Origin of the sequence: Streptomyces albidochromogenes (assembly GCF_005981925.1) — a bacterium.
In the GTDB taxonomy this organism is placed as follows: domain Bacteria; phylum Actinomycetota; class Actinomycetes; order Streptomycetales; family Streptomycetaceae; genus Streptomyces; species Streptomyces albidochromogenes.
Window position 1 is genome coordinate 1 of sequence record NZ_VBVX01000096.1, and the last position, 21,239, is coordinate 21,239.

20 protein-coding genes and 2 pseudogenes are annotated in these 21,239 nt (G+C 68.8%); 8 read left to right on the forward strand and 14 right to left on the reverse strand.

Features of this window, described 5'->3' with window-relative positions; all coding sequences use genetic code 11:
• Positions 1 to 133 precede the first annotated feature (133 nt).
• Positions 134 to 632: pseudogene (locus E2E34_RS15005) on the reverse strand (IS5 family transposase); the annotation flags it as partial.
• A gap of 68 nt (positions 633 to 700) precedes the next feature.
• Between E2E34_RS15005 and E2E34_RS15010 the strand changes: the two are divergent.
• A protein-coding gene (locus E2E34_RS15010; protein WP_439333683.1) for an IS5 family transposase occupies positions 701 to 1,491 on the forward strand; the annotation gives its coding sequence in 2 pieces (ribosomal slippage) (positions 701 to 1,022 and positions 1,022 to 1,491; 792 coding nt in all).
• Here E2E34_RS15010 and E2E34_RS15015 read toward each other — a convergent pair.
• Complete coding sequence (locus tag E2E34_RS15015; protein WP_138902412.1) at positions 1,488 to 2,120, reverse strand: hypothetical protein; 633 nt, start codon at positions 2,118 to 2,120, stop codon at positions 1,488 to 1,490. The genes E2E34_RS15010 and E2E34_RS15015 overlap by 4 nt on opposite strands.
• Before the next feature lie 155 nt (positions 2,121 to 2,275).
• On the opposite strand from E2E34_RS15015, the gene E2E34_RS15020 reads away from it, so the two are divergent.
• Positions 2,276 to 2,416, forward strand: a complete 141-nt coding sequence (locus tag E2E34_RS15020) for a hypothetical protein (RefSeq protein WP_425573453.1) — start codon at positions 2,276 to 2,278, stop codon at positions 2,414 to 2,416.
• Positions 2,417 to 2,663: 247 nt separating this feature from the next.
• Here the strand turns inward: E2E34_RS15020 and E2E34_RS15025 are convergent, their stop codons facing one another.
• Positions 2,664 to 3,656 (reverse strand): immunity 49 family protein, encoded by a 993-nt coding sequence (locus E2E34_RS15025; protein WP_138902413.1) that lies wholly within the window; start codon positions 3,654 to 3,656, stop codon positions 2,664 to 2,666.
• Between the two features lie 436 nt (positions 3,657 to 4,092).
• Between E2E34_RS15025 and E2E34_RS36995 the strand changes: the two genes are divergently transcribed.
• Together E2E34_RS36995 and E2E34_RS15045 are read left to right on the forward strand one after the other, a co-directional pair.
• Complete coding sequence (locus E2E34_RS36995; RefSeq protein WP_279637889.1) at positions 4,093 to 4,227, forward strand: hypothetical protein; 135 nt, start codon at positions 4,093 to 4,095, stop codon at positions 4,225 to 4,227.
• A gap of 332 nt (positions 4,228 to 4,559) precedes the next feature.
• Complete coding sequence (locus E2E34_RS15045) at positions 4,560 to 5,306, forward strand: vWA domain-containing protein (RefSeq protein ID WP_138902415.1); 747 nt, start codon at positions 4,560 to 4,562, stop codon at positions 5,304 to 5,306.
• A gap of 101 nt (positions 5,307 to 5,407) precedes the next feature.
• Here E2E34_RS15045 and E2E34_RS15050 read toward each other — a convergent pair whose 3' ends face one another.
• Both E2E34_RS15050 and E2E34_RS15055 read right to left on the reverse strand, forming a co-directional pair.
• Positions 5,408 to 6,631 (reverse strand): VWA domain-containing protein, encoded by a 1,224-nt coding sequence (locus tag E2E34_RS15050; RefSeq protein WP_244315759.1) that lies wholly within the window; start codon positions 6,629 to 6,631, stop codon positions 5,408 to 5,410.
• Between the two features lie 296 nt (positions 6,632 to 6,927).
• The gene (locus E2E34_RS15055; protein WP_138902416.1) at positions 6,928 to 7,464 is read right to left on the reverse strand and encodes a hypothetical protein; all 537 of its coding nucleotides are present in this window, start codon (positions 7,462 to 7,464) and stop codon (positions 6,928 to 6,930) included.
• 582 nt (positions 7,465 to 8,046) lie between these two features.
• On the opposite strand from E2E34_RS15055, the gene E2E34_RS15060 reads away from it, so the two are divergent.
• Positions 8,047 to 8,850, forward strand: a complete 804-nt coding sequence (locus tag E2E34_RS15060) for a HEAT repeat domain-containing protein (protein ID WP_208765248.1) — start codon at positions 8,047 to 8,049, stop codon at positions 8,848 to 8,850.
• A 176-nt stretch (positions 8,851 to 9,026) separates the two neighbouring features.
• On the opposite strand, the gene E2E34_RS15065 is transcribed toward E2E34_RS15060, so the two are convergent.
• Positions 9,027 to 9,374, reverse strand: coding sequence for a hypothetical protein (locus E2E34_RS15065; protein ID WP_244315761.1), 348 nt, complete (start codon positions 9,372 to 9,374; stop codon positions 9,027 to 9,029).
• 302 nt (positions 9,375 to 9,676) lie between these two features.
• Here E2E34_RS15065 and E2E34_RS15070 point away from each other — a divergent pair, with 302 nt between their 5' ends.
• Positions 9,677 to 10,474 carry a hypothetical protein gene (locus E2E34_RS15070; protein WP_138902418.1) on the forward strand — a complete coding sequence of 266 codons (798 nt, stop codon included), beginning with the start codon at positions 9,677 to 9,679 and terminating at the stop codon, positions 10,472 to 10,474.
• Positions 10,475 to 10,547: 73 nt separating this feature from the next.
• Positions 10,548 to 12,017, forward strand: a complete 1,470-nt coding sequence (locus E2E34_RS15075) for a DEAD/DEAH box helicase family protein (protein ID WP_425573454.1) — start codon at positions 10,548 to 10,550, stop codon at positions 12,015 to 12,017.
• Between the two features lie 781 nt (positions 12,018 to 12,798).
• Here the strand turns inward: E2E34_RS15075 and E2E34_RS15080 are convergent.
• From E2E34_RS15080 to E2E34_RS15105, 6 genes and pseudogenes are all read right to left on the reverse strand, one after another.
• Positions 12,799 to 13,005, reverse strand: coding sequence for a hypothetical protein (locus E2E34_RS15080; RefSeq protein WP_138902419.1), 207 nt, complete (start codon positions 13,003 to 13,005; stop codon positions 12,799 to 12,801).
• Positions 13,006 to 13,352: 347 nt separating this feature from the next.
• Positions 13,353 to 13,781 (reverse strand): histidine kinase dimerization/phospho-acceptor domain-containing protein, encoded by a 429-nt coding sequence (locus E2E34_RS15085; protein WP_208765250.1) that lies wholly within the window; start codon positions 13,779 to 13,781, stop codon positions 13,353 to 13,355.
• 242 nt (positions 13,782 to 14,023) lie between these two features.
• A complete protein-coding gene (locus E2E34_RS15090; RefSeq protein WP_138902421.1) occupies positions 14,024 to 14,539 on the reverse strand; it encodes a GNAT family N-acetyltransferase in 516 nt (171 codons plus the stop codon).
• A gap of 541 nt (positions 14,540 to 15,080) precedes the next feature.
• Positions 15,081 to 15,368: pseudogene (tpg, locus tag E2E34_RS15095) on the reverse strand (telomere-protecting terminal protein Tpg); the annotation flags it as partial.
• A 149-nt stretch (positions 15,369 to 15,517) separates the two neighbouring features.
• Positions 15,518 to 15,820, reverse strand: a complete 303-nt coding sequence (locus E2E34_RS15100) for a hypothetical protein (protein WP_138902422.1) — start codon at positions 15,818 to 15,820, stop codon at positions 15,518 to 15,520.
• 422 nt (positions 15,821 to 16,242) lie between these two features.
• A complete protein-coding gene (locus tag E2E34_RS15105; protein WP_138902423.1) occupies positions 16,243 to 17,316 on the reverse strand; it encodes a replication-relaxation family protein in 1,074 nt (357 codons plus the stop codon).
• A 536-nt stretch (positions 17,317 to 17,852) separates the two neighbouring features.
• Between E2E34_RS15105 and E2E34_RS36450 the strand changes: the two genes are divergently transcribed.
• Positions 17,853 to 18,113 carry a hypothetical protein gene (locus E2E34_RS36450; RefSeq protein WP_244315762.1) on the forward strand — a complete coding sequence of 87 codons (261 nt, stop codon included), beginning with the start codon at positions 17,853 to 17,855 and terminating at the stop codon, positions 18,111 to 18,113.
• Positions 18,114 to 18,720: 607 nt separating this feature from the next.
• Here E2E34_RS36450 and E2E34_RS15115 read toward each other — a convergent pair.
• Together E2E34_RS15115 and mobF are read right to left on the reverse strand one after the other, a co-directional pair.
• Entirely contained in the window at positions 18,721 to 19,044 is a 324-nt protein-coding gene (locus tag E2E34_RS15115) for a hypothetical protein (protein WP_138902424.1), read from the reverse strand.
• Positions 19,041 to 20,780 carry a MobF family relaxase gene (mobF, locus tag E2E34_RS15120; protein WP_138902427.1) on the reverse strand — a complete coding sequence of 580 codons (1,740 nt, stop codon included), beginning with the start codon at positions 20,778 to 20,780 and terminating at the stop codon, positions 19,041 to 19,043. Before mobF ends, E2E34_RS15115 begins: the two co-directional genes overlap by 4 nt.
• Between the last annotated feature and the right edge of the window lie 459 nt (positions 20,781 to 21,239).

Sequence of the window (21,239 nt, forward strand, 5' to 3'; positions counted from 1 at the left end):
GCACCCGAGCAGCCGGCAACAACGGCTCCGCGAGTTCCCACAGCCCGTCCGGAACAATCCATCCCCACCGCCCACTCCCCATAACAAACCCAACGACCAACTCACCATGTAGGACACCGTCTAAGACCGTGTCCTACGTGGTGAGGCGGACGAGTCGTTTGTAGCAGCACAGGGCTGCGGCGAGGCCGAGAAAGGCCAGGTAGTTGCGGGGGTTTCGTTCGTAGCGGTGGTTGAGCCTGCGGTAGCCGGTCAGCCAGGACATGGTGCGCTCGATAACCTACCTTCGGCGCCCTAATCGCTGGCTGGACTCGATGCCTTTTGCGTGCGATACGGACGCCGATGCGCACACCGCGTAACCATCTACGCAGGTCAGCCCGGTCGTAGGCCTTGTCAGCATGCAGGCGCTGAGGCTTGAAGTGGCGCCCGCGATGGGGGTCGTGTCTCGTTTGGTGGGCGGCCAGCATCGGCTTCAAGCCTTCGCTGTCGTGGACGTTCGCGGCGGAGACGCCGACGACCAGGGGCAGTCCCTTCGTGTCCGACAAGACGTGCATCTTGGAACCCGGCTTGCCCCGGTCCACGGGGCTCGGACCTGTGTGTTCGCCCCCCCTTTTAGAGGCCCTAACAGAAGTTGTTGATCAAGTGACTTTCGACTTGGGTGGTCGTTGGTCCGGTCGTGGGGAAACGTCAGTCGCGGCCGTGGATCGTGTCGGACGAACTGTGGTCGCTCATCGAGCCGTTACTGCCCGAGCCGGGGCCGAAACTGGTGGCGGGGCGGCCGCGGGTGCCGGACCGACGAGCCCTGTGCGGGATCCTGTTTGTGCTGCACACGGGCATCCAGTGGGAGTACTTGCCCCAGGAGCTGGGCTTCGGCTCGGGCATGACCTGCTGGCGGCGCCTGGCCGCCTGGAACGAGGCCGGTGTGTGGGAGAAGCTGCACGTGGTGCTGCTGAAGAAGCTGCGGTCGGCGAAGCAGCTGGACTGGTCGCGGGCGGTGATCGACTCCTCCCACGTGCGGGCGGCCCGCAGGGGCCCAAAAGCGGTCCCAGCCCGGTCGACCGCGCACGGCCGGGCAGCAAGCATCACGTCCTTGTCGACGGGCGGGGCATCCCGCTCGCGGTGTCGCTGACCGGCGGCAATCGCAACGACGTCACTCAGCTGATCCCGCTGCTGGACAAGATTCCGCCCGTGGCCGGCACGGTCGGGCGGCCACGGAGACGGCCAGACATGCTCTTCGCGGACCGCGGCTACGACCATGACAAGTACCGGCGGCTGCTGTGGAAACGCGGCATCCGGCCCGCGATCGCCGAACGCGGTCAGCCACACGGCTCCGGCCTTGGCATCTTCCGTTGGGTCGTCGAGCGCACCATCTCCTGGCTCCACGGTTTTCGCCGACTTCGTGTCCGCTGGGAACGACGCGACGACATCCATGAAGCCTTCCTCGGCCTCGCCACCTGTCTCATCACCCACCGACACGTCCAACGCCTTTGTTAGGGCCTCTTAGGCAGATCGACAAAGAAAAAGCGCACCCGTGACGCTCGACAGGGGAACTCTGATCGGGGCGCAACACCGCGCAACTCCTCAGGAGAGCCCAGGCGCGGTCGCGCAGCCGGCACGGGAATCTTTTGGCCCTGCCAGCTACAGCAACCCTGCCGACTCCAACGCTCCTGTAGCCGCTCGAGGCGAGTCTCTTCCAGCTCCGCGCGGAGCTTTTCTGCCCGCTCCGCGCGGACCTCACGCGCTGTGTTCATCGCAACCCACGTCGCGTCCCTCCCCGGTGCCCGGTAAGCGACAGCGGTCAGAGTGTCCATCGCCAGCAGGATGCCGAAGTCCCCCAGCGCCCGGCACGTCTCCAGGCGCAGCATCTCCTCCACCCGTCCCCGGTGACTGCGCCGGTCTTCCCCGTCATAGCGGAAGCACTTGCCACGTACAGCCGCCTCACGCACCAGACCACGCAATTGCAGCGCAGCCAACTCAGCCGAGACAGCATGATGTTCCAGATACTGATTGATCACCGTCACCGTCAACCGGATCTGCTCCGCCAATACCTGGGCTTCCCCCTCCGGCAGGCACGGCACCCGCCTCCAGTCGGTGTGCGACCGGAACCAGTAACGCTCACTCATGACGCCATGGTGCCGCAGCCCCTCCGCTTCATTCGGCAGACACGGCCAGCAGCGGCGTCTGCTCCGCACGCGACCGCGCCCGCGGATCGAGCCGTTGCTCCCGGACCGGACACCGAAGCGGGGTGGCCGGTGGCAGGACCATCGCGAGGTGGTCGATGCGATCGCCTGGAACGGTCGAGCGGTGCATCAACCGCTTGAAGCAGTGGCGCGGAATCGCCACCCGCTACGAGAAGACAGCGACCATCTACCTGGCAGGACTGCACGTCGCGGGCATCCTCCCCTGGTCCGCCCGATGATCCAAACGAAACGGCCGGCCGTGTCTTTCGGATCATCGCGAAAGACACGGACTGAGGCTCGGCGCCGTCGGGGCCACCGGGGTCACAGGGAGTGGAGATCCGGCAGATGGCGTTCGCCGACGTGGGGCAGGGTGGTCTTCCGTCCTTGTCTATCGCACAGACGTACGCGCTGCCTCGGTGGGGACGAGTCCGTTTCCACGACGATGTCCTGATGTCGGGCCAGACCCACTTCCGCACCCCGGGTGGCCTACTTGGCGGCCCAGCAGCCCAAATCGTTACGGTTCCCCTCCGCCGCCCGGCGCGGCGCGTCCGGCGATCCCAACAGACCGTACGGCAGGTACCCGGACCGGACACCGAGTTCCCACCCATGGACCTGGACGGCGAGGCAGGCCAGGGCGAGGGTGCCGAGGGGGAGGAGGGACCGAGGCGCGGGATCACCAGCATCGGCTTCGACGCTCTCCCGGTACGCGACCAGCCGGGCGACGAGGGCGTCCTCGAAGGCGTGCTGGTCGTCGTCGAGGAGTACGCGGAGCAGCTGCTGGTCCGCGCTCAGCGCGTCGCCGACCTCGTCGAGCCGCCGGGCGGCCTCCGCGCGCTCCCCGGCGTCCGGCTTGCGCAGCGCAACCGTAGGCCAGTCGCGGGGCAGATGCCCGGCCGCCTCGGTGAGATAGGGGCACAGGGCGTCCATGGCGGCGAGGTCGGCGGGGTCGGAGACGGAGGTGTACCGGTTGTAGGGCACGCCGTCACGGATGGCCCGCGCGTAGTTCCCGCGCAGCAGCAGCCCGGTGACCTGCTCCCAGTCCCACACATGCCCGCTGACGACACAGATCTCGAACATGTCGAGCCAGGTCCGCGCGGTGGGCGCCTCCGTGACGACGTCCCGGAAGGTGATGGGCCCGTCCCCGAACTCGTCATCGTCCGGGTCCGTGCTGATCCGCTCCCCGACGAGGGAGAACCGGAGTTCCTGATCCCCGTCCGGGAAGCACATGATGCTCAACACTCCCTGCACACACTCCGCGGCGGTGACGGCGACCGTGCCGGCCGCGGCGTCGAGCCCTGGCTCCGTCACCGTTCGCGCGGCGACATGGTCGAGCAGTTCGTCCGCCATGGCCCGGATCAGCGTCGGCGAGATGCTGCCGTACCGCAGCGAGTGCCACCGCGTGTAGGCCCGCCCGTCGATGTCGTCGAGCGCCTCGGCCAACCGCTGCTCGCCGACCTGATGGCATGTCACATCCCGCACTTAGCACGTCCCTTTATGAACTCCACGACTGGACGAAGCACGTTATCAACGGGCACTGACAGCACTAGAGCGTGTCTCTTTGATCGGTTGGTCAGTTGATCGGATGTGTCTGTCCGATTAGTGATCACTGATGCGATGTGGGACCGGATCGAGCCGCTGATGCCGGCCGATCCGGTCCGCGGTCGAGGAAGCCGAGCTCCGTGTCCGGCCGGCACAGGCGACAGGGGGCGGTGCCGTCGGCGAGCAGCTGGATAGCCTGGCCACCGCCGTCGCAGCCGGCTGCGACGACCTGACCGTCTGCGCCTCTAGCGCCTGCTGCCCCATCCCCTTCACCGACCTCGCCGAGGAGAACCGCCATGCCGGGCCCTGCTGCTGACCTCCGCCCCCACTGCGCCCCGAAGGCGCTCGGGGGCCTGGCCGCCCTGGCCTGCGTGGCGTGCTGCGCGCTGCCCGTCTTGATTACCGCCGGGTCGTCGGCTCCGGGGCCGGGGCGGTGGTGGGCTGGCTGCCCGCCCTCGCCGTCGTCCTGGCCGTGCTCGGTTCGGCGAGCAGATCGCGCCGCTCGCAATAGCGCAGCGTCTGGACGTTCACCCCGGCCGCGTACGTTATCTACGGGTCGAAGGGTTCCTGCGCAGTTCAGGAGCATGATCGTCAGCGCAGGCAAGTAACGAGTTTGGGAGCGATTGAGATCGGGGCGTGCTGGCGGCTGGTGGTTGATCAGCAGGCGGTCTGCCGGACGAGCACCAGTTCGGTGCTGGTCTTGCGGCGGGTGGCCCTGCGAGCGGAGCGGTCCGAGACCAGCCCGGCGATCGCGAGATGGGTTTCGGCGTAACATACCGGTTCTTCTCGGTCGCATGAGGTGAAGCCTCCACCTGCTCTAGGGCGTGGCCTCACCATGGAGGGGTGATTTCGTCGAAGAGCAGTGAGTGTGCCCCGGCTATCAGTCTGTCCAAGGTGCTGGAGCGTGCGCCTGACCTGGTCAGTCTGTACAAGGAGGCGGGTAACAGTGTCCGCAGGCACGGGCTGGAGGGCGTGCGGGCCTCGGTCTACCTCGTGCTGGACCGCTCCGGGTCGATGCGGCCGTACTACCGGAACGGCACCATGCAGCACTTGGCTGAGCAGGTGTTGTCGCTGTCGGCACACCTCGATGACGACGGCATCGTCCCGGTGGTGTTCTTCTCCACAGACGTTGACGGTTCCACCGACCTGACGCTCGGCCGTCACCGCGGCCACATCAACAAGCTGCACGAAAATCTCGGTCACATGGGCCGCACGAACTACCACTGGGCCATGGACGAGGTGATCGACCACTACACAGGCTCCGGCAGCGACGCCCCTGCCCTGGTCATCTTCCAGACCGACGGCGGCCCCACCAGCAAACTCGCCGCCGAACGCTACCTCTGCAAAGCAGCCCGCCTACCTCTGTTCTGGCAGTTCATCGGCTTCGGCGACCCCGACGACAACGAGTTCGCGTTCCTGCGCAAGCTCGACACCCTCGCCGTCCCAGCCCGCCGCATCGTCGACAACGCTGGCTTCTTCCACGCCGGCCGCACCCCACATGCCACCAACGACCACCAACTCTTCGACCGGCTCCTGCAGGAGTTCCCCCAATGGCTGACTACCGCCCGGACCGCGCGCCTCGTGGAGTGAACCCCAGAGCAGCATCAGCCAACCTTCGTCCTGTTGCCCGCCACGATCACCGGGTGGGAATCTCGGACATCGCATCGATGGGAGGGCGGGTACCGGTCTGTTCAAGCCTTCATCCAGGAGGCAAACGCCTGGACGAGACCGTTATAGAACTGCTCACCGGGAACGGCCCCCGGATTCTTGCTGGCCTCGTAGAAGGCGACGTTGTTGAAGGTGGCCGATGCGGAGGCGTTGAGGTTCTTGTAGAAGGCGAGCTTGCCCCGGCCGAACCCGACGAACAGCCAGAACATGCCCAGTGCGGCGGTGTTCTGCAGCAGGGAACGGGCTTCAGCTTTGTCCCATGGCTCGTCGCCGACCTGGATGACCACAAAGGCCGGGTCGGATGCTCCGGACTCCTGGTAGTGGCTCACTGCCCGGCGCATGGCGTCGGCTACGTTGCCCCATCCCCAGTCCACCTGCGTATGCAACTGTTCGATGCGGCCGCGGTAGTTGTCCAGCCGGATCTCTTCAAGGAACGGCTCCTGTCCGCTGGAGAAGATCACCGGTACCGTGCCGTCATCGTCCAGGTTGGCCGACAAGGCGAGGACCCGCTCGGCGAAAGCCTGGACGGCGAACGACTCGTACAGCTCCTTCATGTGCCAGTCATGGTCAAGAACCAGATAGACCGCGGCGCGCCGTCCAGCGAGTCCTGTCTGGGTGAGAGCGTGCCCGGCCTGCCGGGCAGGCTCCAGTAGACCTGGGGCTTGGCGCTGCACCTTCGACAGGTCCACCGCTGTGCCGGCTGTGGACTGGGCCTGTGCCGGTACGGAAGCAGCCGACGGCTCGGTGCCGGGATCGTCGATGTCGACGCCGTAGTCGGTGGCCAGGCCCGCGAGCCCCGATGCGTAGTCCTGGCCCACCGCCCGAACCTTCCACCCGTCTCCGCGACGGTAGAGCTCCGCAAGGACCACCACGGTCTCCCCGGCGGTGAAGTCGGGTGCGACGAACGTCTGGGTGGGTGCGCCGGGCTGGGTGATGGACAGGAGCGGCGCCGTGGTGAATACGGCTTCCGGCTGCAGCGGGTCGGCGCTGGCGACCACGACGACGGTGGCGACGCCGGCGGGCAGGCGCTGGAGATCGGCCGTGACCGTCTGCCCAGAGAGACTGACACCGTCGTGCTTGGGCTGGTTGTAGAAGACCAGGTCATCGTCACCGCGGACCTTGCCGTCCGGCCCGAGGAGCAAAGCCGACACGTCCACGGCAAGCCCCGAGGCCGAGACAGTGAACGAGACCGGACCGGCCGACAGCACAGCGTTCTGCCCTTTGAGCAACGACGTAGTCACAGACACCCCAGTAGATCGTCGGCGTACACCAGCCGATTCTTGCCGAACTCCTCTGTACAGCGCAGCCGAACGATCAGAGCGGGCCAGCAGTGGCCCCGAAGGGCCTTCAGCGCCATCTACGGCGCCTTCCTCGGCCGCTGAGCGCCCTCCTCGAAGGAAGCAGGATCACCCTCCCTGCAGCACCGACCCATGGCGGTGGCAAAGGCCGTACCGGCGCGGATGAACACGCCAGCAGTGGTGGCCGCTTCTAGGTGCCCAGGACGCGGAGTTCCGTGCTTCGCCGGTCTACCCCGTAGGCACGCTCAAGCCCCCGCCTGGCCATCCGACGTCGATAGGCCCAGGTCTTGACGCATCGCCTGGCGCAAATCGACCAAGTGGTCCCAGAGCCCGTCGACCCGTTCCTCCAAGACTTCCAGGCTGTCTCCCGGCGCCGTTGGGCCAGTATCCAGACGCTTGACGAAGCCGTAGATCTTCCGCAAAGAGCCATTGACCCCACCGATCGCGCCGAGAACGGGATCGGAGGCGATGATGTGAGCTTCCGCGTGCTGAGCCACGTAGGCGTGCCAGCGTTCTTCCAGTTCCTCGCGGCGCGTGGCTTCCAGTCTGCCTTCACGCCGCAGGTCGTGCATGCAGGCTGCCAATGCGTCCCGAGCGGTTCGGGCTGCCGCGCTGAACCGCACATAGGAGGCCTGCCGTTCCTCAAGCAGACGGCTCTCCCGTGCCTGTGCCTGGTCCTCCTGCCGATGGCGCTCGATCCGTGCCTGCTCACGCTCGTTGGCACGCTCTGCCGAGCGCTGCGTGATGAAGACGGCGACGAGCGAAACAGCGCCTCCGATCACAGCGGCCGCTAGAACCAGTACTCCTGCTCCCACAGTCAAAACCCCCGCCTCTCGTCACATCGGCAGCAGGACTCCCCACCGCCCAGCTCCGGGCCGCCCCACCGCGGACAAGCCAAAGTTGTCCGCTCTGCGTCAGGCCGCATCGCCCTGACTGCGGCAAGCAGCCAGCCAGCCGCACCAGTCGACGCGGCCCTAACGCTTACCATGCGGCCCTAGCCCTCGGACGGTGAACCGACAACTGCCTGCCCCCAGCCGGTAACTCCCTACTGCTGGTCTCCCCGGAGACATGACCGGCCAGCAGGTGGGCGCGGCCCGGAGCTCAAGGCGTTCGGTGCTGGGCTGGGCTGGGCTGCCGTGTCGGTGCCGCGGTGTTCCCTCGGGCCCCTGCATCGCACGTGTTCTCCAGTCCGCCACGCTCCATTTCGGCCGCCTGAGCATCCCAGGCTGTTCAGGCCGCCGCGCTGAACCGCACATGCTCGGCCTGCCGTTCCTGCGGCAGACCGCGGCCTGCGCCACGTTCACCTGTGCTGGCGCTCGTCTCATGCCATGCGGGCGGTGGAACCGGTCACCTAGCATCCGGTTATGGCGATGTTCGTGCACGTGACCTCGGCGGCGAACGCGCCGCGCATCCGACGGGCCGGGATCCGCGCCGCGAGCTCCGGACAAGGCGGTACGCGCGGGGTGTACTGCTTTCCGGTACTGCCCTCGTACACCCTCACGCACCAATGGCTGCGTGAGCTGGCCCGTTTCGGCAGCCGGGGAGGGATTGTGGCCGTCCATGCGCGACTGGACGACGATCAGCATGTGCTGGTCGGGCGCTACGCGGACCGGCTGCGGGAGGCCCGGGCCGCCGTTCCAGCGGCTGAGGCGGTGCGGCGGATCGCTGCCCTGGACGATCCGCGGGGATGGGAGGTGTTCGTGCCCCGGGCGATCCGGCCGCGTGAAGTGCACCGGATCCGTACCGCGCCACAGGTGATGGGCTGGCGTTACCAGCCGGACGCGCATGGCGTTCGCCCCTGCACCTGCTTCGGATGCCGGGTGCGCGGCAGGTACGGGGCGCGGCGCCTGCGCGAGCGGTTGCCGCACCCACTGGACGGTCCGCCGCCACCGGCCAGAGTCCTGCTCACCCGGATCACGGCAGCCGGCGAGCCCGGAGACCCGGCCGTGCTGCAGGAGGCACTGCACTGGTTCGCAATGCGCCGACGAGGCCCCCTGGCCCAACTGGCCCGACTTGCCGCCCATCCCGACCCCAGCGTGCGGGAGGAGTTTGTGTGGGCGGTCGGCCGCTGGTCCACCCCCGGGGTCGCCGAGCTGCTGGACAGTCTCGCAAACGACCCGCACGCGGACGTCCGGGAAGCGGTCGAAGCTGTCCGCGAGACACAGTGATCGCTGGCACCCTTCGGGATCGATCATCTGGCCGAGCCTGCGCGCCCGACGGCCGTCCAGAATCACTTGGCGAGGGTCGTGCCGGAGATGCTCAGTGCACGCCGCCCCGGACACAGTTGACACGGCTCCGCAGGGGCCGGTCGTCGGGTTCGCGCTGCTCCTGCACGGCTCGACCACTATGCGGCGGCCAGCGTCCTTTCCGGTCCGAAGACATCGTCGAAGCGGTGGGCTCGCTCTGTGCGAACGAGGTGAAAGGCCCCGCTGCGGTGGCGCAGAGCGTGGGCGGTGTAGTGGACGACTTCGGCCGGGGTGAGGACTGTCAGGTTGCCGAAGACGTAGTACAGCGGAGTAGGGGCGTGAGCTGCCGTGAAGAGCAGGCCGGCGTTCACGGTGGCGGCGCTGATGGCGTAGCGATCGGTGTCGGTGCTGGGCATGCGGTCTTTGGCGTCGATGGTGACGAGGTCGGCGCCGCGGGCGGCGATCAGGTCGGGGAAGTGGCGCAGGGCGGAGCGGGTTCGGCTCAAGGCGTCGCGTACGGGGGGTGGGTAGGTGCCTTGTCCGCAGGGGTGGACAGTCCAGCCGCGTGCCGTCAGAGCGGCGGCGACCTGTCGTTCGTGAGCTTCGCCGACCAGTCGGCGGTCCTGCCATTGCGTCACCGTGACTCCCCCTTGGATAAGTTCCCCGACCTTTGTGCGTGATACGAAGCGTTCATGGTTCGTACTACCCTCCGGAAGCTATGATGCCCTTCATGGCGGCATACGTTGACCCACGCTTTCGTCCCACGCTTTGGCCGGGGAACCCTGTGCCCACACCGCAGTTGCGGCCTGTGCCCGGCGCACGCGCCGACGGCGAGTGGATCGTCTGGGAGCCGCACCTGCGCTCCGAGGGACAGACCGTTCCACTGCCCGAGGACTTTTACTTGCGTGAACTCATGGAGCTGGACCCCGCGGATCTCGACGCCGTCGCCGCCCTGATGCGCGCCTACGGCTACCTCGGCGGCAGCATCAACACCGGCAGCTGGGACGAACCCGAGTACGAGCGGCTCAAGGAGCTCACCGAGCGCCAGCACCCTCGCAGCGCCCCGTTCTGTCTGCACGGCGAACTGGCCACCCTCTATCTCACGCAGGCACAGTCAGCCATCACCACCTGGCTGGCCCTGCGCCGCGAGGGCGGACTCGACGCGCTCATCGAGCCCGAAGTGTGCGAGGAACAGCTGGCACAGTGGCGTTCCGGGAACACGCATCGCGACGAGAAGTGGCCGCGCGACCTGGACCACATGCGCGAGCTCGTCCTCGGAATGAGAATCGGCGACCTGGTCGGCGAGCTGAACGCCGCGCTCAAGCCGTTCAGCATCGGCATCGGCAGCCTGGACGACCGTTACCCCAGCATCCTGTCGGTCGCCTTCCTTCAGCTGTACAACCACCTCGCCGAGGAGGCCACGATCCGCGAGTGCGCCAACGAGACCTGCCGCCGGAACTTCGTCCGCCAGCGGGGCCGCGCCGAGTACGGGCAAAACCGCACCAGCGGCATCAAGTACTGCACCCGGGAATGTGCCCGAGCCCAAGCACAGCGCGAACTGCGCAGGCGCCGCAAGCAGCAGACAACCGCGGATCAGACGGGCTGAAAACCCGCACCCGAAGCAACCCAGCCGGAGCCGGCGTGCCAGCAGATGATCACCGAGGATGACAAGGAACGGGATGGCAGCGCAGGAACTCCGCCCTCACCAGCGTGAAGCCGTGGACGCGGTCGTCCGCGCACTCGAACCGCCCGCACGAGCCCTGGTCCCCGAGCGAGGACTCCGCACACAGGTGATCATGGCGACCGGGTCCGGGAAGACCTTGGTGGCCGTGCGCAGCGCGCAGGAATTGCATGCGGGCCGGGTGCTGGTCCTGGTGCCGTCACTGGACCTGCTGACCCAGACAGAGGCCGCCTGGCGCGAAGGCGGCCGGAGCGGCCCCGTGATCGGGGTCTCCTCGCTGCGAGGCGAGGAGACCGGATTCCCCAACACCACGGACATGGACGAACTGGTCGCGTGGGTGCGGCCATTCGACAAGATCACGGTATTCGCCACCTACGCCAGCCTCGGGCTCGGCACCCTGGAGCGGGCGCACGCCGCCGGCCTTGCCGCTTGGGACCTGATCGTGGTCGATGAGGCGCACCGGACGTCGGGCCGGATCGGCAAGCCCTGGGCGGTCGTCCACGACAACACCCGGATCCCCTCGCTGCGCCGGCTGTACATGACCGCCACCCCCCGGCTGTGGCAACTCGGAAACGACGAGGGCCAGGGTGACGTGCCCGGTGAGCTGGTCGCGAGCATGGACGACGACCCTGAGGGGCCCTTCGGCAGCAGGGCGTTCACGTTGAGGCTCTCGCAGGCCATCGACCGGGGAATCTGCGCCCCCTACCAGGTCGTATGCGTCGACGTCACCGACACCGCGCTCCAGGCCGCGCAGCTCCTGAATGCGGAAGGCCGCACGGAGGAGGTCCGCGGGGCGCGGCTCGCCGCACTGCAGACCGCCCTGGTAAAAGCCTCCGCCGAGGAAGGCTTCCGCCGCACGCTCGTCTTCCACCATCTGGTCAAGGAGGCCGAAGCCTACGCCGCCGGCCTGCCGGACGTCGCCAAGCGGCTGCACGACGCGGACCCTGAGCTGTACCCGAAGACGGTCTGGGCGAACTGGCTGTGCGGGGACCACAAGCCACTCCACCGGCGCCGGGTGCTGGGTGAGTTCGCCGCCGGGATCGCGACGGACGGCACCGTCGTCGAGAAGGCCTACCTGGGCTCCGTCAGGGTTCTCGGGGAAGGCGTCGACACGAAGAACTGCGACTCCGTGTACTGGGCGGATGTCCGCGGCTCCATGCCCGACCTGGTCCAGGCCGTGGGCCGGGCGCTGCGGATGCGACCGGGACCGCCGCCTTCCGTGCCCGCTTGGCCTCGCGAGATTCCTTGGGCATATAAGCAGCGTATGCCGGTCCAGCAGCCTGGGGAACTGTCCGTCGCACCACGGGCGCGGACGACGAGGTCCCCCTGGGCCCTTCGTGTCACCCGGCGGCGTTACGACAGGTCGGTGGAGCCGACGGCGACGCGGGGACGGTTGCGCGCCCAGCGCTTGAGATCGCCCACGCGATACAGGAGTTCAGCGCCGCGCTTGCCCACCGGGTCCGGGTAGGCCGGGTCCACGGCCGGCGGTGCGTCGGTGGGCGGCTCAGGGGCCTCGGCCGGGGCCCGTGGAGGCCCGCTCCGGGCGTCGGTGAGGAAGCCGGCGAGCGGGGCCTGGAGGGCGGCCTGCTTGTGCAGGGCGGGCCGGTCCTACCGCTCGCATGGACGCCGGACAGCGCCCACTCGCCGGCCTTCGCCTTCGAGAGGTTCAGTACCTGCATCTCGTGGGCCCGGCCGCATACGACGACTTGGACGCGACCGGGGCGCTCGGTCGGCAGGCGACCGACCATCAACGGGATCTCGACGAGCGCGTCGACGGCCGAGGACTCCCTGGGGTCACCGCTCCCTCCACTCTGTACCGATCGGCAAGCAACTGACCCCCATCATCGCCAAGAACGTCAGCACCAGACCGGCATCTACGACAGCAGTCAAGTCACCCACAACAACAAACTGAACAGCAAAGCCCGATACCTACCGCACTGACACCACGATGCCGAACCACCACCGACAAAAAGCCGCAGATCATCAAGGCCCGAGCACGAAGGCGTCTTCGAGGTACCGGCCGAACGTCTCCACCAGGCGCTCCAACGGACCCGGGCCAGATGGGAGGCCGCACTCCGAGGCCCTGCGCTCGGGTAGCTACAGCAAAGTGACAAGTAGCTCTCTGTAGCCGATGTGACGGCGTGTTATTCCGGGTTCGGGTGACCGCAGGCCGTCGGGACTTCGGATCAACGAGGCACGGATGCTCGACCTGGACGACGTCCGGTGGGAGTTTGGCCAGTTCGGCAAGCTCAACGGACGAAATGACAGACCTTGTCGGGCGGGCACGGCTCGCCAGTGCCGTGGTAGGTGCGCGCAACAATCACGCCGAGCACCACCAGCAGCAGCAAAAAGCCCCATATGACGATCGTTATCGGATGGAGGCTAAACCAAGCCGTTATCTTCTGGCGCCGGGTGCGGCGAGCTGGGCTGGCCGAACCGAGACGGTCACCCGTCATGATTCCCCCCGAGGATTGCTCACTCTGCGGACATGAGTACCTGGGCTATTCCCACCTCTGCCCGACCGCATGCGAATCGCCCGGGGGCGAGTAGTAGCCGTACGGCGGTTAACGGCGAGATTGATCATGGTGGCCGGAGCGGCTCGCGCTGCCGGTCGGGCTTCAAGAATCCAAAGGCCACGTTGACTACAGGCCGTTACTTGTCACTTCGTCGTAGCTACCCGAGCGCAGGGCCTCGAGTCCCGCGGGTTCAGCGAAACTGAGGGTTCTTCGTCGGGAACCGACGGGTGTTCAGGCTTTCTGGAGGCTTTCGACCCGTGTGTTCTGGGTGAACTCAAGGTGCTGCCTCATCGGTTAAGGGTGTTGAGCCGTGCATCACGCTGAACCTCTTCCCAGTAGTGGGCGGCGGCTGTGACGATCGCTTGAAAGTCGTGCAGTGACATGACTGCGACGTGGGGCGTGCGCGTCCCCACGGGCGGTTCGGCGGGCTCGCCGATCACGATCGCGTTCGTGCCGTGGACATACCCGCGGACCAGGCAATGGCCGAGGGACTCGGCGGCCCCAGCAGCGACGGTCAGCAGGCGCAGGGCGCCTCGCTCGGCCAGCTCCAGTTGCTCGCGCCGCTCGGGCCGGTCCTCGTCGGCCAGGGCCTGTTGGAGCGGGCCCAGGAGCAGGGTGAGCGGGGTGCGGAACTCGTGGCTGACGTTGGCGAAGAAGGAAGACCGGCTGTGGCCTGGGGCTTGTGCCGCGCTGCTGGATGGTGGTGCCCAACCCACTTGGTACTCGCGTGTGGGAGGGGGGCGAGGCGGCGATGTGGCGGGCCGACCGGACAGACTCCTGCCGGAGCACCTATGGGCACCAGCGTGCTGACCGTCGATCCGGAGTTGCCGGACGAGCGGTGGCAGACGCTGCACTCCTCGCCGGCCGCGCTGTCAACGCTGCGAGCGAGATGATCGCCTGAGTGGGCCTCAGAGGCTGCCCGGGTGGCGGGTCGGCTCGGACCGGTGCCCGAGGTCCGCTACAGCGGTATGTGGATGTCGAGGACGGGCCCTGTCGCGCGGGTGGGCGGCGCGTCCAGACTCTCCAGGACGTGGAGCATGGGTGCGTTGACCGCGGCGACCGAGGCGGTCAGGGTGTGGTGGCCGGCCTGGCGGGCCACATCGGCCGCGTGCGCGGCCAGCGCGGTGCCCAGTCCCTTGGACTGCCATGCGTCCTCGATCAGCACGGCGAGTTCGCCGACCCCTTGCTGATCGGTGCGCATGACGTTGGTCATGGCGATGATGCGGTCCGTCTGCTGGGCGGTGGTGGTGACCAAGGTGGTGCCGCGCTCCGGGTCGGACAGCACCCGCCATCCGGCCCGGGACAGCTCGAGTTTGCCCGCGTGATAGCGCAGCGCGCGGCTGCCCAGCGAGCACCGGCGGTGCAGCGCCTGGATGGGGCCGAGGTCAGCGTGGGCCACCTCCCGGGTCCGGGTGGCAGTGCCGTCGGTAAGCGTGATCGGGTGTGCGCTGCTTCGATGCCCGGTGTCGGACATGTGGCGGTCTCCTCAGATTTTGAACATGGCTGATGTGCGCGAGGCCCCTCCCCGGCCCCTGCCTGTCTCTGGCACAGGAGCAGTCTTTTGCCGCTCCCCGGCCGGACTCAAGAAAGGTTCAGGCCATATCGATTACGTTATGCGCATGCTTGATTACTCAACGGAGTTGCGCGCAGAGCCCCCGGACCTGACGCGCGGCCAGGTGGGGACGCAGCCCGTTCGGGGCGCACACACATTTTCATCACAATTGGATGACCTTCCCCCACATAGACCGCAAGCGGAGTGCCATGCTCAGGCCCTCTCAACCGGATCCAGAAAGCCTTGGGGGGCACATGTCAGGGAGAGGCAGCACACACCGGAACAGCACGCTGGCCGCCTGCGCAGGAGAGCCGGCTTTCTGCTGATCCCGCGGCTGATGCGGGGTGACCGGCGTGTGGTGGCGTCGTTGACTACGACATCGCGTGCATGAGAATCCGTCCCCCACGGGTACGCGAGTGAGGCCCGAACCGTCGCGGTTCGGGCCTCAGTGCTGCTCGGGGAACTACAGGTCGAACTCGATGTGCTCGAGGTCGGTGAATTCGTCCAGGAGGCCGCCGGCGCGGCGGCCGCGGTCCTTGAAGTAGATCTCCTGGAGCCCTTCGGCGGCGATGTCGCGCAGTTGCTGCTCACTGGCCCCGGCCTCTTGGGCGTCGAAGAGGCGGGCGGCGAACTCTGGCGGCAGCGCCACGGTGAGGTGGCGCAGGCGGCCGTCGTCGGTGGTGCCCGGGGCGGCGGTGTAGCCGAAGCGGGCGCGGGTGTCGACGACGATGCCGCCCGTGGTGGCGGCCCTCTCTGCGATGTACCGCCTCCATGACAGTGAGCCACCTGTGGATACACCGCTTCACGTCAGCCACCGGGACACAAAGCACCACCTCGTGTCAGCAGCCAGCCATTGCCCTATACCAGAGACCTGCAAGGAAAGCCCTATCTGATCAACCGTCACTGCCACCAGCTCACCGACATGAGGCCGACACATCGCACCGTACGGACCGATCTGGTCAATGCGGAGGCCAGGTTGTGCAGGTGGGCCATCGTCTCGCCCCCGGACAGCTCCACCCGCGCCCGGAACAGGACGTCATCCGGATTGGCGAGGGACAGCAGCACCCCCGGCCGCTCGAACGACTCGAAGCGGTCGACCGGTTCGGGGTGGGATGTGTGAAGGCGGGTGAGGGCGTGCCACATGTCGTCTGGATCGTGGCGCTGGAGTCCGTCCATGTCCTCTTGCAGCTTGTTTCGTTTCATGGCTCCGGTCTACGGCCAGCGAGGGGGCGTCGGCTGGCTCCGGGCCGCCGCGTCCCAGCCGGTTACGCCACGACCTCGGGAACCGTCCCGTCACGCGATCCGGACGCTGGGCAAGCCCTTCCTGCCGAGGGCTTGCCCAGCGGGACCCGTGACCGATCGGCAGGCCGAGCGTGACCGATCCGTCTCCCGCGATCGGTCAAACAGCACGTCAGCGCCGTGACCGACCCATGCAACTCCCGACCGATGCAGTGACCGGTCATCGGTCACCCGGCATCGGCCAGCCGCGGCTCGCCGGGAAGCCCAGGGAGGCCGTGACCGACGCCGCCTGGCCGGAGCACCTCCGGCCGGGGTGGGCAAGCCGCTCTCGCGGGTGGCTTGCCCAGGCTCGCCTGGGGCTTGCCCACAGCTCGCGGGGCCTGGCCTCACCGTGCCTTCGGCAGTGCAGCCAGGGCGCGGCGTTCCTCGCCGTGGCCGTTCCCGACGACCCGCCACACGCGCCCGTCGGCTCTGTCGTGGGTCAGGAGGGGCAGGGTCGTGGTGGCCAGGGTGAGCCGGTAGTTCACGCTCCCCACCCGGCGGGCCCGCTCGTGGAAGGCGGCCTCCCTCGTGGCCGGCGCCGCGCGGCGTGGGGCCGGGGCGAAGACGAACAGCACCGGCGGGAAGGGCCGGTCCAGGGACGGGCCGGCGTAGGTCTCCTGCCAGTGGGAGCGCGGTGCGCGGGCGGCGTTGCCGCGTCCGGATGCCGGGGCGTTGCGGTAGGCGTCGTAGCGCTCCAGCTTGGCGACCAGGCGGGCGTAGGACATGGTCCGGTCGATCTCCACGAACGCGCTGGAGCCGCCCGCCAGGAGCACCACGCCGTCGGGCACCAGGTTCCCGGCCGGGGTGGGGTGGGCGACTTCCACCTGCCAGTCGGCGTAGTCGGCCACCTCCGCCTGGTGGAAGGCGACGACGGTGTCGACCAGGGCGAGGCCGTGCTCGCGCAGGCCCGTCTTGCTGGCCGCGCGCTGGCCTGTGGTCCGGCCGGCCTTCGGTGCGAGCTCCCCGGAGGCGGCCGCTTCGGCGAGACCCGCCGGAGTGCAGTACCAGTAGCTCTGCTGGGCCCGGTGGGTCCGGCCGACCAGCCGGTCGTCGAGGAGGTTGCGCAGCGCCCGGCGTATGTGGTCGGTGCCCTGCTGGTGTGGCAGCAGCAGGGCCTTGAGCTGGCGGGGTGTGGCCAGGCGCAGCTGGGCGAGGGTGAGCAGGACCTCGCCGCGGATGTCCGCGCCTGCCTTCGCCGCCGCCGCCTTCCGGGCCCGGGACGCTTCTCCAGGTACATCAGTACTGGGAGAAGAGGAGTTGCAACCAGTCAGGGCGGGCGGACAAGGGGTGTGATCAGCGACAACGGCCAGACGGAGGCTTGAGGCTGCGGGGCTGGGAGCGGGGCTTGCCGCAGGGCTCGCTGTCGCAGCAGTATCCGGCGCGGTCGGTGGGGTCGGCGGGATGGGGGCGGTGGTCATCGCGTCCTCGTGGTTTCCCGGCCGCGGACGGCCGGATCGGTGACAGGTCCGGCCCGCACGCATGAAGCGCACGGGCCTTGGCCACCGTGAGAAGGCCCCCCTTGACCGCGGTCTGACAGCTGCCACTGACGGGTGTCCGTTTTCGCCTTGCCCACCCCCTTGCCTGGGCGCTTTGTCCGTGACCAGCGCCACAGCACCCGCAGCCCCGACCGTTCCCGGCCCGGGGAGGGTGATCTCTCCCCTCCTGGCACCGTCCCTCTGTCCACAGCCGCGCTCCGAAGATCGCTTCCGAGGCCGCCGCGATCGGCGGGGCAGCCCGTACGTGAGGAGTTCTCCATGGCTGTCGCTCTGCTCGCCCCGCTCTGCCCCACCGACGTGATCAGCGCCTTCAACTACCTCCGCGCCGTGGAGGCCGACGACGCCGAAGCCGCGGCTGGCTTCGCCGCAACCGAGCCGCGGATGCCCGCGCTGCTGTTGAAGTCGCTCAGCGCGTCGTCATCCCGGTCACCAACCTGTCCGACCCGGGCGAGGAGGAGGTGCCGTGCGACGACTCGTTCGCGCTGTTTGAGCTGGGGATCTGCTTCCCGGGCACCCTGCGGTCCTGGCACGAGCAGGCCGGCCCCGCCGCGGCCGAGGGCATCGCCCGCGCCGTCATCGGCTTCACCGCCCAGATCCTCACCGAGCCGCACGAGGACGTCGCCGACATCCTGGAGCAGCTGATGGCCGTCGCGCTGGGCCAGGCACTCGATGCGCACCCCGCACCGGGCCCGCACCCGGTGGACACCACCGCCGTGTAGTGCGGTGTGCGGTGCACTCCGGCCGGTGCGGGGTTCGGTGCACCGCATCCGGCGCGTGCACCGCGCCGGCTGGTGGTGCGCATCGGCGCATCGAGTGCGCACCGCCACCAGACGATGCAGCGCACCGTCCCCATCGCGATGCGCGCACCCGGTGCACCGCACTCGATGTTCAGCACCGGGTGCGCTACCCGTCCAGTTCCGGATGCACCGCGTGCTCGGCCCACCCCTTGACAGCGTGGGCCGAGCACGCTCTACCCCTTGACCAGGTTCGCTACCCGGCGCATTTCCCCTTGACCACGCCCGCTGGGGCCTCCGAACAGACCGTGGTCAAGGGGGTCTGTGATAGAGGCGCCTGTCCACGATGCCGCGCACACGGTGGGCGACATCGTGGCGAGCACGGGAGTGGACTCCACCGTCAGCCGGTGCGCACGGGAGTGGAGTCCACCGTCAGCCGACACGTACCGGAGTGGAGTCCACCCGGTGGCCGGTGCGCACGGGAGTGGAGTCCACCCGGTGGCCGCGCTGGATGCACGGCATCCGATGTCGTGCATCGTGCACCGGATGCAGAGCATCGCGCTGTCCACTCGGTGGATGATGCTCTGCATCGTCACCCCAGCCAGGCGTTCGAGTGCCGCATCCGGGACAGAGCGCGCGCATCGCGGCGCGCTGCGGCACTGCCGATGCGGTTCTGCCGGGGCCGGGGCCGGCGCGACTGGGCGCCGTAGAACCGGCGTATCCCGGCCGCCTTGAGTCGCTTGCGCTGCTTGCGCAGCTCCTGCTTTTTCTCCCGATCGGCCTTCGGCTTCCGGGGCCGCTTCCAGATCGGCTCCCAGGCCGGCGGCGGCCCGTAAGCGTCGGCGCGCTCCTGGGCGGCCTCCCTCAGCCGGGCGGCGACGGCTTCGATCCTCGGGTCTGCAGGCGGCGTGGTCATGTGACTCCTCCGGTGGGTGTGGTCCGGCCCGGCGCGGGCTGGACAGGCTGCTGGGTGCGCGGCGGCGTCGTGGCGGGCTGCGGTCTGGGGCGGCGAGCGGCGGCTCGTTCCCGGATACCGTCCTGGAGCCTGGCGGCCATCTCTGCGGCGGCGGTCTCGAACGTCCGGCGGTTCTGCTCCACCGTGGCGACGTCGGTCGCCAGCGCCCGATTCCGGCCTGTCCGGTCCGGCCGCGGCTTCGGGCTGGGGGTGGCGGGCACGGCGACGATGTGCGGCCGGGTCCGGGAGTTCAGGCGGTCCGCGCGGCGTACCGCGTGGGCCCGGGCGGTCAGCCCGCCGGCGGCGAGGCGGGCCCGCTCGTACGGGGACTTCGTGCGGGCGCGGGTCAGCGGGCGCAGCACGGCCTGGTCCTCGGTGTCGTCCGGGTACAGGGCGCGCAGGTCGGCGGTCATCATCCGGCGGCTGGCCGGGCGGGTGTACTCGTCGACGGCGCTCTGCACGATCTGTTCATCCAGGCCGGGCTGGTGGGGTCGGCCGCGCAGGACGTAGGCGAGGTGGCGGCGGGCTTCGGCAAGGAGGTGGTGGCGCTTGAACGCGCCGCGCATCACGTACACCACGGCGGCGACGTCGACGGCCGCCAGCGCTATGTCGACGGTCGGACGGACCCGCGCCCACACCGCTGCGGCCGCCGCCCGCGCCCGCTCCGCCAGCTGGTCGATGACGTCGGCGCCGTAGGCCCGGATCGCCGACTTCCGCCAGAGCTCGCGCAGCTCGGTCAGGGATCGCGGGTCCTTGCGCTTCGGTGGGCGGGTCCGGTCGGCGGCCTGCTGGCCCAGCGCGTATGCGGCGCGCTCCCCCGGCGGGTGCCCTTGCGTGGCTTCGTAGTCGGCGACGATGGCGGGCAACGCGTCGGCGATCTGCTGACGGCGGGTCGACTGCCAGCCGATCAGCCGCCAGTCGATCCCGGCGATCTCCATGACCGGCCTTTTGCCCGCGGTCACCTCGCGCGGCTCCCACGCCCACCCGAGCCGGGCCGAAACCTCTTCCATGAAGTAGAGGGAGTACAGAGTGCCGGCCGCCACGATGTGCGCCAGCATCCGGTCCTGATACCAGTTCCCCCACTTCCCGTCCGGCCGTCGGGCCCGGATCGACACCACCGCATGGTCATGGAGGAGGGGCCGTGATTCTCGGGCTCGGGACTCGTAGTGCCGGAACACCCCGACGATCAGCCCGTCCCGGATCGGGGCGCGGTGCTTGCCGCCGCTCCCCCAACGGATCTCCGCGACCGCCTCCTCCAGCCACGCCAGCGTCTTGTCCCGGGCGATGTCCTGACACAGCTCCAGAACCATGCGGTGCTTGTCATCGCAGAGCGCCCACGCGATCTGCGCGGTCGACGGCGCCCGGAACACCAGATCCATGGCCAGCCACGGCGAGCGCTCCTTGGCCTTCTCGGTGGCAGGCGACTGGTTGTGCTCGATGGGCCGGCCCAGCACGGTCGCACGCCGTGCCTTCGCCGGGTCGTCGCCCGCCGCCAGGCGCTCGTGCTCGATCCGGTCGGCGTCCGGGTGGCGGCCTTCCCCGATGAGGAGTGCGGCCTGCCGCTCGGTCACCACGTCCCCGGCGGCCAGGCCGACCGCGGGCAGGCCCCGGCCCGTCCAGAACCCGGCCGGAACGCCGGCTGCGTCCTGGGCTGCGCGCAGCGACGTGCCTGCACGGCGATGGCCGTCACCGACCATTACGCCGTTGCAGTAGTACGGCCAGCCATTCGGCCCGACCTTCCATGCTTTGAGCATCGGGCCATGAAACACGGGCCTTGACCTGCGCAAAAGAGTGATCCGGGGTGCTTCCCGCCGGGCGGGCAACTATCGCCAACTCTTGACCCCGGCTTCCCGTCAGGCGGGAAGCGCGGCAGCCCGAGACGGTAGGCCCACGGCGTGTGCAGAGTCCGCCGCGTGATCAACGAATCGCTGTACGCAGACCTCTGCCCGCTGTGCTCGCGTCCCTCTCCGGCCCGAGTTCCGTGGCACCCGCCCTTCGGCCCAGCAGGACGGCCCGGCCCGCGTCTGGTTCCACCGTTACCACTGCGCTGGCTGCGAGGCCGCCCGGCCCCAGCAGTGGGCGGACGTGATGCGCACCCTCTGCAGAACTGACCCGGGCCGTGCGAATGCTGCGCCACGACCACACGGGCCCCACCC